The sequence below is a fragment of the Marinoscillum luteum genome (assembly GCF_044005705.1).
Classification (GTDB): domain Bacteria; phylum Bacteroidota; class Bacteroidia; order Cytophagales; family Cyclobacteriaceae; genus Marinoscillum; species Marinoscillum luteum.
The window spans coordinates 272,957-287,318 of sequence record NZ_JBIPKE010000011.1 but is presented as its reverse complement, the minus strand read 5'-3'; the positions used below and the strand labels follow the sequence as shown (position 1 = coordinate 287,318).

The following is a 14,362-nucleotide window of genomic DNA, read 5'->3' as shown; positions in this document are numbered from 1 at the left end:
TATTGTATTATTCATGGATGTGAAAATGATAATTTTTTTGAAATAGCTAGAAAAACCTCTAAAGTTGCATAGATGCAATCGTTATCTCATTGACAACTTTATAATATGAGGCAGTTTACTAAGCTATTTATTATCATTATCGCAATGGTTTCTGCATCCAGCTATACGGATGCACAGGATTTTAAAATTAGTGGGACACTCCTGGATTCTGAGACCAAAGAAGCGCTGATCGGAGCCACGATCATTGAGAAGGGGACCACCAATGGTACCGTAACGGATTTGGAGGGTAATTATCAATTGATGGTCTCCGGTTCGGAGGCTGTTTTGGTTTTTACCTATTTGGGTTATTCATCCAAAGAAGTGCGGGTGAATAACCAAAGCGTCATTAACGCTTCTCTAGATATAGATTTTTCTGAACTGGAAGAAGTGGTAGTGATGGGCTATGGATCGGTCCGCAAGAGTGACCTCACGGGAGCAGTGGCCTCAGTGAAGGGCGAGGATTTACTCAAAGTGCCCAATGCCAGCCCGGTTCAGGCCCTTCAGGGAAAGGTATCGGGACTTCAGGTATTGAGTCCCAGTGGAGATCCTGGAGCCACTCCGGTGGTTAGACTGAGAGGGGTAACTACCCTCAACAACAACAACCCCCTCTTTGTGGTGGATGGTGTGATTATAGAGAAAGGGGTTTCTGATAACAGCGGCTCCGGTACACCGTTGGATTTCTTGAATGCCAATGATATCGAGTCAGTAGAGGTGCTGAAGGATGCTTCGGCTACCGCCATTTTTGGTTCGAGGGGTAGCAATGGGGTGATCATCATTACCACCAAGCGGGGAGCGCAAGGTGCTCCGAGAATTAACTTTAACGCTGAGCTGGGTTGGCAGGTGGTTGCCAATAAAATTGATTTGATGAATGGTAAGGAGTTTGGTCAGTATGTCAATGACATTGACTTAACCGAGCCAGGCCCATATAACGTAGATCAGCTCTCCTCTACCGACTGGCAAGACGAGATTTACAATGACTATGCACCCATTCAGTCTTATTCATTCTCTTTTGGAGGAGCCAGTGAAAAGGTAGATTATTACTTCGGACTGGGCTATTTCGGACAAGAGGGCATTTTGCCCAAATCAGGATTAGAACGAATCACTACCAAGATCAATACCAACTACGAGATCGCCAAGAACTTAGATATTGGGTTGAGCCTCTCAGTAGCACTCAAAGAAAAGCAAAACAGTCCTGGAGTTGTGAATACGGCACTTCGGGCCTGGCCGATTGATGCGCCCTATACCACTGACCCAGCGACAGGGGAGCAAATTTTTGCTGAAGTGCAGGGTGGGGGAAATGCCCTGGCCGCAATTGAATACACCAACAACGTCAATAAGAGTATAGAAAGTGTAGGAAACGTTTTTGCCCAGTATGCTTTTCTGGATGGCTTCTCGGTGAAGTCCAGTTTACAGTTTTCACTGGGAATGAGCAAAAACAAGAGTTTCACACCCGAGTATTTCGTAGCTCCCTTGCAGCAAAACGAAACAAGTGATATTTCACAGAGCTACAATGACAACAGTTTTGTGCTTTGGGAAAACACCATTTCCTATGTAAAGGAGATCGGTGTTCACCGATTCAATACAGTGGCCGGTTATACCACTCAGCGTGTGAAATCTGAATTCCTATCAGGTTCTGCCCAGAATCTCCTTCGTGATGGGGAATCCTTCTGGTACATCGATGCGTCAGATGGCGACCCATTGCTTCAGGATGTGTCTAACAACGCCTCTCATTCTGCCATCCAGTCCTACTTGTTTAGGTTCAATTATAGTTTGATGAATAAGTATTTATTCACCGCCACGTATAGGAGAGATGGTTCTTCTAAGTTTGGCCCTAACAACCGATATGGAGTATTTCCATCATTAGCGCTAGGTTGGAACTTGTCCGAAGAGGCATTTTTCCCCGAGGTGAGTTTTCTGGGTAACGTGAAGCTTCGAGCGAGCTGGGGAATTGTTGGTAATGATAAGATCAGCTATGATGCCCAGTTTCCGCAGATTGACCAGTCATTCGGGGCTGTATTTGGTCAAAATGAACAGTATGTGGCAGGGGCCGCGTATGCGACCGGAGGCAATCCCAACCTGAAATGGGAAGAGACCGAACAGTTTGACGTAGGGTTAAATTTTGACATGTTCAACGGTCGGTTGGTTTCCGAAATGGATTATTATGTAAAAACGACCAACGACATTCTGGTTAACCTGGAGCCTATAGGCTATACAGGTCTCGGAGCTTTCCAACAGATCGTGTACAATGTGGCTTCTGTTGAAAACAAGGGATTTGAGTTTAGTCTGAACTGGCAGGATGATATCGGCAATTTCAACTATAAGCTTGGATTTTTGGGATCGACTGTGAAAAATACGGTGCTGGAGCTTGGACAAGACATTGGCGTAGATTCACTAATAGTGGCAGGTGACTTGGGCAATGGCCAGCAGGTGTCCAGAACTGCCGTGGGGCAGCCCATTGGTTTTTTCTACGGATATGATGCGATTGGCGTATTCCAGACACAGCAGCAGGTAGATGCTACACCTCATCTTTTTGGGCAGACGGTCGGTGATTTGATCTACCGGGATGCCAATGAAGATGGTATACTGGACGGTGATGATCGGATCATGCTCGGAAATTCAATACCCGGATTGGTTTATGGATTCAATACGGAAGTAGGATACAAAGGCTTTAGGGTTGGCCTTGACTTTCAGGGGCAGACAGGGGTAGACATTTACAATGGCAAGCAGGCCGTGAGGTTTTCGCTGCTGAACTATGAAACCCGATTCCTGGATCATTGGACTCCTTCCAACCCTTCCAATGAAAACTTCAGAGCTGTCTCGGGCGGAACCAATTATACGCCTTCCAATTATTTCATAGAAGATGGCTCTTACCTGCGCCTGCGAACGGTCACTTTGTCTTACAGTTTCCAGCAGGCCGTTTTGAATAGTGTGGGCGCACAGTCACTCAAAGTGTACGTACGTGGTACCAATCTTTTCACCAAGACACAATTCAGCGGATATTCTCCCGATTTGGGTGCGTCCAGCGCTCTGGATGGGGTCATAGACAGGGGAGTTTATCCCATTACCAAAGTATATAGTGTGGGACTGAATTTAACTTTTTAAGCGATGAAATCTTTAAAATATACATTCATAGGTCTTGTTTTCTTCTTTTCTGCGTGTGAAGAAAATCTGGAAAAACCTTTGCTGGGGAGTCTGACTGCAGGCACTTTTCCCCAGTCAGAATCTGATGCCATACTGGCGGTGAACGGAGTATACAACTCCCTCCGGGTTTGGAACATCCATACCGGTGGTTTTCCTCTGCTGGATATCATGAGCGATCAGATGATCAAGGGAAGTAATCCCGGAGATGGTACTGCCATCGCTCCGTATGATAACTTCAGCCATACGGCCACAGAGGGCTCAGGTGACAGATGGTATAAAACACTTTATCAGGCAATCCGCAGAGCCAATCTTGTGATCAATGAGGTGCCCAATGCGGAAATCGTGATGGATGAGGAACTCCGGGTGCGAATAGTAGCAGAGGCCAGATTTTTAAGGGGATATTTTTATTCTCAGCTGGTTCAGGGCTTTGGGGCAGTACCTCTGGTATTGGTGACGGATCCGGCATTGGACCTGACCAAGACCTCAGCAGAGGAGATTTTCAACCAGGTGATTTATCCTGACCTTTTGCATGCAGCAGAGTTTCTCCCTGAAAAATCTGAATACTCCGCAGATGAAGCCGGCCGTGCAACAAAGGGAGCAGCCAAGGCCCTACTGGCCAGACTTTACCTGTTCAATGGTGACTTTGTAAATGCCGAGAAATATGCATTAGAAGTTATTGCCTCTGCCCAGTATGAGTTGGAGCCAAACTTTGCCGATGCCTTTAGTTATGATCATGAGTTTGGCGTGGAGTCGATCTTTGAGATTGGGGCGTTGCCTTTTCCATTTGATCAGGGTGGCAATCAGTATGGTAATACCATGGGGATTCGTGGTACGCCTAATCGTGGTTGGGGATTTGGCAGACCTGCCTACCCCTGGATCCTGATGATGCAAGCCAACAACGACCCAAGGATGGATGCCAGTATTATTTTCCTGGGTGAAGTGCTGGATGGTGTGGAGACTGGCGGAGACGCATCTACCCCTGACACCACCAGAGTAGATGGAGATATTGTAGAGATAGAAGTGTACAACCAGAAGATCTGGCATCCCGGACCGGGCACCAATGAGTCTTTTGGTCATAATAAGCGAATTATTCGATATGCTGACGTGCTGTTGATGGCGGCTGAAGCGCTCAATGAGAACAATAAGCCTGCGGAAGCGCTTGTTTATCTCAATGAGGTTCGTGAGCGGGCCAGGGGTGGTAACGCTGGCATTCTGCCGGATATCACCGTGACCGACCAGGCAGGTCTTCGGTTGGCCATAGAAAATGAAAGAAACTATGAGTTGGCGTTTGAGGGGTTGAGATTTTGGGACCTGGTGCGTACCAATAGGGCAGAGACCGTTCTGGGACCTCTTGGTTTTGTAAAGGATAAGAATGAACTCTTTCCTATCCCCCAGTCTGAGGTGGATATTTCAGAAGGAAGGATCTCCCAGAATAAAGGCTATTAAGAGCATTCAATAACAAGTAAATAGAAGTAAAAGAGGATTATTAAACCTAAAATGAAGTAAGTATGAAAACAATGAAGTTATTATTGGTGCTGGCGCTAATGGCCAGTGCGATGGTTTTTATCAGCTGTGGCGATGACGAAGGTCCGGGTGCCCTGGCCTTGGTGAGTGTGTCTGCCACTGGTACTGATGTGCTATCAGGTGAAGCGACCAGCGTGGATTTGAATGGTGCCACTTCGGCAAGTGGAGTACCGGTAGATTTAGTAGTTACCCTTACTTTCTCTAAGGAAGTGGACGCGGCTACAGTGAGTGCTACTTCAGTTTCTATCAGCGGTGTGACTGCCGATGTAACAGCGAGCGGAGCTACAGTTACGCTTACTGCCACAGAAGAATTAGCCAGAGGAACAGATTATACCCTTTCGATTGGTGCTATTGTGGCGTCTGATGGGGGTGAGTTTGTAGCCACCAGCAGATCGTTTTCTACCGGTGGTGTAGCCGAGGTAACTCCGCCAAATGCGGACGCTCAGGTAGCATACTGGAAGTTTGATGGCGATGATACCGACGAAATGGGTGCTTTCAATGCCGATAGCCGTACCAAGATTACTTATGTAACGGATAGATTCGGACAGGCAGAAAGTACAGCTTCTTTCGATGGAGACGAGAGTTTGATCCAGGTGCCTGGTGCGGATGCACTGATGGATACTGATGACTTTACCCTCAGCTTTTGGATTAAGTCTGACGGATCTGATGTGAATGACAATGATGAAACCCGTGGACAGTTTGTAATGGGTTTAGGCGCGTGGAATGGCTTCCAGTTCGAGATCTTTGGAAACTACAGCGGATGTAAACTGGCTTCTACCTATGCACTAGCTGGAGGAACCACTGGTGTTCAGGATTTGTGGTGGTCTACCACTGGTAACCTCGGATGGCAGGGATGGACTTTCGATCAGGATGTTTCTGCATCAGGGGGTCTTGCCGCAATCATTAAAGACAAGTGGGCCCATGTAATCGTGAGCTACGATGCAGCAACCAAAATTGGTGCGATTTACATCAACGGTGAGTTGAGAAAAAGCCAGGATTTCAATCTTTATGGAGAGACTCATGCCCTGTACAATGCAGTAGGAGTGGCCTACAATGGCAATGATGCTCCAGGTAATAAACTTGCATTTGGTTTTATTCAGGGTAGCGAAAACAGAGTGGTTACAGATGATTGGGCAAACCCTGTTGGTTTCCCGGACAACAATCACTTCAAAGGACAAATGGATGACGTGCGCGTATTCCATGCATCTTTCTCTGCTACTCAGGCAGCTGAGCTTTACAATGCAGAAAAGCCTTAATTAGGTTAGTGGTTACATAGTGGTTGAGTCAGGAGTCGTTCTCATAGGCTCCTGACTCTTTTTCTTTTAATTTAATTCTTACCTGGCTCCTTCAGGAGCATTTTACTGACCCATGGATTCATTAGGAATCATAAAAGTATTTCACATCATGATACAAAAAGGTATGCATGTCGTCGCGCCTATTATATTGGTTGTCCTTTTTGTTTTTAGTCTGGCTGGTTGCGGAGACGACTCCACAGGGGGTGTCACACCTGCCACCATGCAATTGACTGCTTTGCGGATTGGTACCAGTAATTTGTTGGCAAACCCTGAGGCACCTCAGCCTGTAGATAAGAGCATCATTCTCAGTTTTTCTCATGCCCTCAGTGAGAACAGTGTTTCTTCCAGTATTATCCTCACCGATGAAAATGACCAGGCCGTCGAGCTGGCATTTTCGCTACTGGACAGTGATAAAACCATTTCTATCACCCATTCTGAAGAGTTGACCATCAACTCTACTTATACCCTTAGTATTTCCAAAGACATTAAAGGCGCCGAAGGTGAGACGTTTCCAGGTTTTCAGGTAACCTTCCTCACTGAGAACCCACCTATGATATTATCGAGCGTCACTATTGATGGGGCATCGCCCGATCAAAATCAAAGAATTATCAACATCAGTCGTCAGCCGGTTTTTCAGCTGACGTTTTCTGATCCGCTCGACCTGGAAGTACTAAAAGACAACATTAACCTGTCAGGTGGTAGCATTCCGGCGACATTCAATGTCGCCAATGGTGCATCTGATAGCACGTTTACCATGACCGTTACTGAAAACCTGGAGGGGTATGAGCGGTATTCACTCTTCATATCTTCCGCACTCACCTCCATTTCAGGTAAGAAATTTGAGAGCTACCAGCTTCCGTTTTATACTGAACTCGATTCCTCGTTGAAATTCCCCGAGATTTCAGACGAGGCCCTGCTTACCAAGGTACAGGAGCAGACCTTCAAGTATTTCTGGGACTTTGGTCACCCGGTGAGTGGTTTGGCTCGGGAACGAAATACGAGTGGCGAAACGGTCACTTCCGGCGGATCTGGTTTTGGTTTGATGGGCATCATCGTGGGAATAGAACGTGGCTTCATTACCAGAGAAGAGGGAGTAGCTCGCCTGAATAAGATCATCACCTTTCTGGATGAAGAATCTGACCGGTTTCATGGTGCCTGGTCGCATTGGCTGAATGGCACTTCAGGAAAAGTCATCCCTTTTAGTAGCGACGATGATGGGGGAGATCTGGTAGAAACCTCTTTTATGGTGCAGGGCTTGCTTACCGTAAGACAATATTTGGACAGCAGCCACCCGGAAGAAGCAGACCTGATCGCACGAATCAATTCCCTGTGGGAAGGGGTGGAGTGGGATTGGTACACTCAGGATGGGCAGGATGTCCTGTACTGGCACTGGTCTCCCAACGTGGGGTGGCAGAAGAATCACAAAATTTCCGGATGGAACGAAGCCCTCATGGTTTATGTGCTGGCGGCAGCTTCACCCACACATCCCATCGATCAGGAGGTATACACTGCAGGCTGGGCCCGCAACGGAGCCATGGTGAATAGCTCTGGAGCGTCCTACTATGGGTATCAGATGGACCTGAGGTCAGATAAGGGAGGCCCCCTTTTCTTTGCCCATTATTCCTTTCTGGGATTGGATCCGAGAAACCTCACGGATCAATATGCTAACTATTGGAATCAGAATGTGAACCACACGCTGATCAACAGGGCCTACTGCATAGCCAACCCTAAACGCTTTGTTGGGTACTCTGCACAAAGCTGGGGACTTACCGCCAGCGACAACCACGAAGGATATAACGCACATTCTCCAGATAATGACCTGGGAGTGATCACACCCACGGCAGCCATTTCTTCCATCCCATATACACCAGAGGAGTCCATGGAAGCCATGAGGCACTTTTATTATATACTGGGCGATAAGCTATGGGGCGAATATGGATTTTACGATGCTTTCAATATTTCAGAAGGCTGGACAGCCTCTTCCTATATCGCCATTGATCAGGGACCTATTTTGGTGATGATCGAAAATCATCGAACGGGATTGCTCTGGAACCTCTTTATGTCTGCACCTGAGGTGCAAAGCGGACTTGATAAACTTGGATTTAGCTATGAATAATTTGTTTAAAATAGGGACACTCATAGTACTGGTAATTATGAGTGCATGCAGCTCTAAACAGAAGGAGCAGACAGCTACCACATTGATACGGGAGGACTCCCTTTTGGATAAAGTGCAATATCAGACTTTTCAGTACTTCTGGGATGGCGCTGAGCCCAATTCAGGGCTGGCCCGGGAGCGTGTCCACATGGACGGTATTTACCCAAGCAATGATGAAAATGTAGTTACCTCTGGGGGATCCGGATTTGGTGTTATGGCCATATTGGTGGGCATAGAGCGTGGGTTTATTGAGCGGGAGGAAGCAGTCCGCAGGTATGAACGAATTCTCGACTTTCTGGAAACGGCAGACCGCTACCATGGGGTGTACCCGCACTGGTGGTATGGAGATACCGGCAAAACCAAGGCCTTCAGCAAAAAGGATGACGGTGGAGATTTGGTGGAGACCGCCTTCCTGATACAAGGACTACTGGCGGTGAGGCAGTATTTTAAAGATGGCAACGAAAAAGAAAGAGCAATAGCAGAGCGCATCGATACCATTTGGAAAGAAGTGGAGTGGGATTGGCATACCAAAGGTGGCGAGCATGTTCTTTACTGGCACTGGTCACCCAACTATGGTTGGGAGATGAACTTTCCTGTGGGAGGGTATAATGAAGCACTCATCATGTATGTGTTGGCAGCATCTTCACCTACCCATCCTGTGACTCCAGAAGTGTATCACAAGGGCTGGGCCCTTGACGGTAACATAGAATCAAATGAAACTTATTACGGGTACGACCTGGTGCTCAATCACTATGAGCATGATGAAAGTAAGGTGGGACCACTGTTTTGGGCGCACTACTCTTATCTGGGGTTGGATCCCAGAGGTCTTAAGGATAAGTATGGGGAGTATTGGGCACTGAATCAGAATCATGCAAAAATCCACTATGCATATTGCCTTGAGAACCCAGAGCAGTATGAAGGTTACGGTGAAAACTGTTGGGGGATGACTTCCAGCTATTCCATGAAAGGGTATTCCGGGCATAGACCCGGGGCAGATTTAGGGGTAATTTCCCCAACAGCTGCTTTGTCATCCTTTCCTTATACTCCCAAAGAAAGTATGCAGATGCTGAAATTTTTATATGCGCCGCAGCGAGATACGCTAGTGGGGAAATATGGTCCTTATGATGCCTTTAGCTTTAGCGCCGACTGGTATTTGCCGCGGTACCTGGCCATTGATCAGGGACCAATCCCGGTCATGATCGAGAACTACAGGAGTGGCTTGCTATGGGACCTGTTTATGTCCGCACCTGAGGTGCAAAATGGCCTCAAGAAATTGGGCTTTGAGTATGAAAAATAGACACACACTTTTACATCAAAAGATAACATTGGACATGAGAAATCTATTAGTGGTTGGGATGATGATAGTATCGCTGTTTTTGGGCAGTTGCTCTGCGCCTGATCCGATACAAGCGGGTGAGCCCTATGAGGCTCAGATAGACTCTCTTTTAAATCTTATGACCATAGAGGAGAAGATAGGGCAGCTCAATCTTCCGGGGGCTGGTGACATCAGCACAGGTTTGGCTTCCAATACTGGGATCGTGCCAAAGATCAAAGCTGGCCAGGTAGGAGGATTATTTAATATCAGCGGTGTAGAAAAAATCAGAGCTACCCAGCAGATAGCTGTGGAAAAGAGCCGCCTTAAAATCCCGTTGATTTTTGGTATGGATGTGATCCATGGCTACAAAACGGTTTTCCCCATTCCCCTGGGACTATCATGCGTTTGGGATATGGAACTCATCGAGCTGTCTACCAGAATCGCCGCACAGGAGGCCACAGCAGACGGTATTTCTTGGACCTTTTCTCCGATGGTAGACATCTGTCGTGACCCGCGCTGGGGCAGGATATCCGAAGGTGTGGGTGAAGACCCTTACCTGGCATCGCTGATGGCAGGGGCCATGGTACGCGGATATCAGGGTGATGACCTTACTGCTTTCAATACCATGATGGCTTGTGTCAAACATTTTGCGCTATACGGTGCCATTGAAGCAGGCCGGGACTACAACACCGTGGACATGAGTCGGGTGCGAATGTACAATGAATATTTCCCACCTTACAAAGCAGCTGTCGATGCAGGAGTGGGGAGCGTTATGGCTTCTTTCAATGAAATAGATGGTATCCCTGCTACAGGTAATCGCTGGCTGATGACAGAAGTGCTCCGTGAACAGTGGGGTTTCGATGGTTTCTCAGTGACCGATTATACAGGAATCAATGAGATGATTGACCATGGTATGGGTGATTTGCAGACGGTATCTGTACTGGCTTTGAATGCTGGCATAGACATGGATATGGTAGGAGAGGGCTTTTTGACCACACTCAAAAAGTCACTGGAAGAAGGAGCTATCACGGAAGCACAAATCGACGCGGCTTGTCGCAGAATCCTGCGAGCGAAGTTTGAACTGGGCCTTTTTGAAGATCCTTATCGGTACTGTGACATTCAACGATCAGAGACGGAAATTTACACGGCCGATAAGAGACAGGCTGCGAGGAAGATTGCAGCTCAATCGTTGGTTCTTTTGAAAAATGAAGACAATGTGTTGCCCCTAAAGAAGGGCGGAACCATTGCCCTGATAGGACCTTTAGCCAATTACAAAGAGAACATGACTGGCACCTGGAGTGTGGCAGCAGATTTCACCAAGTCCATTTCACTTCTGGAAGGAATGAAAGCAGTGGGTGGAGCTCGTACAAATATTCTATATGCAAAGGGGGCGAATGTCTATGAAGAGGCAGACCTGGAAGCCAGGGTGAGTATTTTCGGTAAGCCTACCTACAGGGATGAGCGTTCTGCGGACGCACTCATTAAGGAAGCGCTGGCTGTAGCCCAAAAGTCAGAGGTGATCGTAGCCTTATTGGGTGAATCAGCTGAGATGTCCGGAGAGAGCTCCAGTAGATCAGATATTTCAATTCCCCAAAGTCAACAGAACCTCCTGAAGGCACTTCTGAAAACGGGCAAACCAGTGGTACTTGTACTGCAAAGTGGCCGGCCGCTTGCCATCAAATGGGAGTCAGAAAGTGTTCCTGCTATTCTCAATACATGGTTTGCAGGAAGTGAAGGTGGTTTGGCCATTGCTGATGTGCTTTTTGGTGAGGTGAACCCATCGGGAAAATTGAGCACTACATTCCCTCAAAATATCGGACAGGTACCTATCTACTACAACCATAAGAACACCGGCCGACCCCTGGCGGAAGGTCAGTGGTTTCAGAAGTTTCGATCCAATTACCTGGATGTGAGCAATGAGCCTTTATATCCTTTCGGCTTTGGGTTGAGTTATTCCACCTTCGAATTTGGTGACATGACCCTGTCTCACCAGGAACTAAAGGGAGCAGAGGTTCTTCGCGTATCTGTGCCCGTCACCAATGAAAGTGATGTGGATGGTAAGGAAGTGGTGCAATTATATATCAGAGACGTGGTGGGAAGCATCACCCGTCCGGTACAGGAGTTAAAAGGTTTTCAGAAGGTTTTGATAGCAGCAGGAGAGACAGTCACAGTGACTTTTGAGGTAACTAATGAAGACTTGAAGTTCTACAACTCAGATTTGGAGTTTGACTGGGAATCTGGTGAATTTGAAATCATGGTAGGCGCCAACTCAAGAGATGTGCAGAGACAAAAGGTAAATTGGACGAAATAAATTAATTAAGAAATTCCCATAGTTGTTACTTCTTCACACTTCAAAAAATCCCACCATTCAGAAACATTGACCCATTCGCTTTTAAGGTGTCAGACTTCTGGGAATAAGTCTTATGCCGGCGTTTATGAAAATTTTCTGATGGTGGGTGTTTTTTATGCTAAAATGAACATGAAATGAAGAAAGTTTTAAGCCTTGTATTACTGATCGTTATCGCTTCAGCATGCAGCCAAAAAGAGCAATCCTCTACACAGCCTGACCTTTCGAATCGTAAGAACGTGGTGTTTATTCTCAGTGATGACCACCGCTATGACTTCATGGGATTCATGGGGAAAGTTCCATTTCTGGAAACGCCTAATATGGACCGAATGGCCACTGAAGGGGTACATGTGCAAAATGCCTTTGTGAGTACCTCCCTGTGTTCACCCAGCCGTGCAAGTATCCTCAGCGGTCAGTATGCACATAATCATAAGGTGGTAGATAACCAGTCACTCATTCCTGAGGGCACAGTGTTTTTCCCTGAATACCTCCAGAAGGAAGCCGGATATCAGACAGGCTTCATTGGAAAATGGCACATGGGCGAGCACCATTCTGGTAAGCGGCCCGGGTTTGACTTTTGGGCTAGTTTCAAGGGACAGGGAGTATATTATAATCCTACCATCAATTTCAATGGTACAGATGAGGTGCACGGGGACTCAGCCTATGTCACAGATGTGCTGACCAACTATGCCATTGATTTCATTAGTAACCGAGATAAAGAAAAGCCCTTTTTTCTCTACCTGTCTCATAAGGGAGTGCATGCCGATTTCCAGCCAGCCAAGAGACACCTTGGGAAATATGAAACGGAGCCGGTTGCATACCCGCCCACTATGTTTCCTCCCGGCCATGAGCGAAGCACCGTTTCAGCGGATCAATACAACTATGATGATCTACCCAACTGGGCAAAAGCTCAGTGCAATAGCTGGCACGGTGTGGATTACATGTATCATGGGCAAATCAATTTTGAGGACTTTTACCGACGCTATTGTGAAACGTTGCTATCTGTGGATGAAAGTATCGGTACCGTACTCGACTACCTCGAGAAAGAGAATTTACTGGAAAATACCGTGGTGATCTACATGGGCGATAATGGTTTTTCGTTTGGCGAACACGGGCTCATAGACAAGCGCCAGGCTTACGAAGAATCCATGCGAGTGCCGATGCTGGCTATGGGTGGCGGTATCCCGGCGGCCTCCAGGGTGAGTGAGGTGGTTCAAAACGTGGATGTAGGCCCCACCGTAATGGATATGGCCGGACTGGGAGTCAAAGCGCATATGGATGGGAGCTCCTTTAAAAAGCTCCTTTATCAGGAATCTATCCCCTGGCGTGACACGGTCTACTATGAGTACTTTTGGGAGCGCCCTTTTCCCCAGACGCCTACGGTTCATGCCGTTCGCACATCAAAGTATAAGTTTATTCGCTACCACGGAGTTTGGGATATCAACGAATTATACGATATTGAAAATGATCCGAATGAAATGAATAATCTGATCAGGAATGATGATTACAGAGAAGTGGCTGAGGAGTTGAGATCGGCACTTTTTGCCTGGTTGTCTGAAACCGGTGGTGAATCCATGCCGCTGAAGCCTGATCATGGACGACGATTTGACCACATATACAGAGATACCTATTGACCTATGAAATATTTTCTTGCATCCTTTCTGCTTATGACGGTTTGTTTTCTCGAGGCACAGTCATTCGAAAGGAATACGGTCGTTTATGAAGACACGCTTGGCATGGATCTGTATACGACAAAGGATGTAGCAGCGCCTCGCCCTTTGCTGATCTACGTGCACGGTGGTGGGTTCTCGGGAGGAAAGCGCGATGAGTCAGGTCACCTGGCTTTTTGTGAGCGCTATGCTTCAAAGGGTTGGGTTACAGCCACTATTTCCTATCACCTCACTATGAAAGGCAAGTCCTTCAGCTGTGACCAGCCCGTTCAGAATAAAATCAGCACCATATTTGAGGCGGCACGAAACATCCACCAGGCAGTGGCTTATCTGATTGACCGCAAAGAGGAATTGGGTATTGATGCCTCCAGAGTGGTGATTGTCGGGAGCAGTGCCGGAGCAGAGGCAGCAATCCACGCAACCTATTGGAAGGAAACCATGGCTGGCATCCTACCATCTAATTTTAAGTATGGTGGCGTGATTAGTATGGCCGGTGCACTTTTGGATGCCCGGTGGATCACTAAAGAGAACGCCATTCCCACGGCTTTTTTTCATGGTACCTGTGACAATCTGGTGCCTTACGCCAATGCACCACACCACTATTGTGATGCAGATCAGACCGGATTTATGATGCTTTCAGGTTCGTATACCCTGGCTGAGCGTTTGCGTTCACTTGACCAGCAGTATTATCTCATGACAGACTGTGGTGGTGGACATGAGTGGGCGGGCAAGCCCATACAGGATGGGTACATATCAATGATTGATGATTTTCTGGAGAACGATGTGCTGGACGGGCGTCATCGTCAAACTCACATCATCTATCATGAGGGGAAGCGATCCTGTGATTCTGGATTGTCTTTCTGTTCTGAATAAGCC

The 14,362-nt window shown here is 47.2% G+C and carries 8 protein-coding genes; all 8 read left to right on the top strand.

The window, feature by feature from the left end:
* Positions 1-105 precede the first annotated feature (105 nt).
* The 8 genes from ACHKAR_RS03400 to ACHKAR_RS03365 all read left to right on the top strand — a co-directional run bounded on the left by ACHKAR_RS03400 (position 106) and on the right by ACHKAR_RS03365 (position 14,359).
* Positions 106-3,141 carry a SusC/RagA family TonB-linked outer membrane protein gene (locus ACHKAR_RS03400; RefSeq protein WP_395416165.1) on the top strand — a complete coding sequence of 1,012 codons (3,036 nt, stop codon included), beginning with the start codon at positions 106-108 and terminating at the stop codon, positions 3,139-3,141.
* Between the two features lie 3 nt (positions 3,142-3,144).
* A complete protein-coding gene (locus ACHKAR_RS03395) occupies positions 3,145-4,626 on the top strand; it encodes a RagB/SusD family nutrient uptake outer membrane protein (RefSeq protein ID WP_395416164.1) in 1,482 nt (493 codons plus the stop codon).
* A gap of 62 nt (positions 4,627-4,688) precedes the next feature.
* Positions 4,689-5,960 carry a LamG-like jellyroll fold domain-containing protein gene (locus tag ACHKAR_RS03390; RefSeq protein ID WP_159580252.1) on the top strand — a complete coding sequence of 424 codons (1,272 nt, stop codon included), beginning with the start codon at positions 4,689-4,691 and terminating at the stop codon, positions 5,958-5,960.
* 148 nt (positions 5,961-6,108) lie between these two features.
* Positions 6,109-8,115, top strand: a complete 2,007-nt coding sequence (locus ACHKAR_RS03385) for a glucoamylase family protein (protein ID WP_395416162.1) — start codon at positions 6,109-6,111, stop codon at positions 8,113-8,115.
* The gene (locus ACHKAR_RS03380) at positions 8,108-9,451 is read left to right on the top strand and encodes a glucoamylase family protein (protein ID WP_395416161.1); all 1,344 of its coding nucleotides are present in this window, start codon (positions 8,108-8,110) and stop codon (positions 9,449-9,451) included. The genes ACHKAR_RS03385 and ACHKAR_RS03380 overlap by 8 nt, the downstream gene beginning before the upstream one ends.
* Before the next feature lie 34 nt (positions 9,452-9,485).
* The gene (bglX, locus tag ACHKAR_RS03375) at positions 9,486-11,780 is read left to right on the top strand and encodes a beta-glucosidase BglX (RefSeq protein ID WP_395416160.1); all 2,295 of its coding nucleotides are present in this window, start codon (positions 9,486-9,488) and stop codon (positions 11,778-11,780) included.
* A 173-nt stretch (positions 11,781-11,953) separates the two neighbouring features.
* Positions 11,954-13,450 carry a sulfatase family protein gene (locus tag ACHKAR_RS03370; RefSeq protein ID WP_395416159.1) on the top strand — a complete coding sequence of 499 codons (1,497 nt, stop codon included), beginning with the start codon at positions 11,954-11,956 and terminating at the stop codon, positions 13,448-13,450.
* Positions 13,451-13,453: 3 nt separating this feature from the next.
* Positions 13,454-14,359 (top strand): alpha/beta hydrolase, encoded by a 906-nt coding sequence (locus ACHKAR_RS03365; RefSeq protein ID WP_395416158.1) that lies wholly within the window; start codon positions 13,454-13,456, stop codon positions 14,357-14,359.
* The last annotated feature ends 3 nt before the right edge of the window (positions 14,360-14,362 follow it).

Coding starts and splice junctions, on each gene's coding strand:
- ACHKAR_RS03365 (WP_395416158.1), top strand. CDS start 13,454: ATGAAATATTTTCTTGCATCCTTTCTGCTTATGACGGTTTGTTTTCTC.
- ACHKAR_RS03380 (WP_395416161.1), top strand. CDS start 8,108: ATGAATAATTTGTTTAAAATAGGGACACTCATAGTACTGGTAATTATG.
- ACHKAR_RS03385 (WP_395416162.1), top strand. CDS start 6,109: ATGATACAAAAAGGTATGCATGTCGTCGCGCCTATTATATTGGTTGTC.
- ACHKAR_RS03390 (WP_159580252.1), top strand. CDS start 4,689: ATGAAAACAATGAAGTTATTATTGGTGCTGGCGCTAATGGCCAGTGCG.
- ACHKAR_RS03370 (WP_395416159.1), top strand. CDS start 11,954: ATGAAGAAAGTTTTAAGCCTTGTATTACTGATCGTTATCGCTTCAGCA.
- ACHKAR_RS03395 (WP_395416164.1), top strand. CDS start 3,145: ATGAAATCTTTAAAATATACATTCATAGGTCTTGTTTTCTTCTTTTCT.
- ACHKAR_RS03400 (WP_395416165.1), top strand. CDS start 106: ATGAGGCAGTTTACTAAGCTATTTATTATCATTATCGCAATGGTTTCT.
- bglX (WP_395416160.1), top strand. CDS start 9,486: ATGAGAAATCTATTAGTGGTTGGGATGATGATAGTATCGCTGTTTTTG.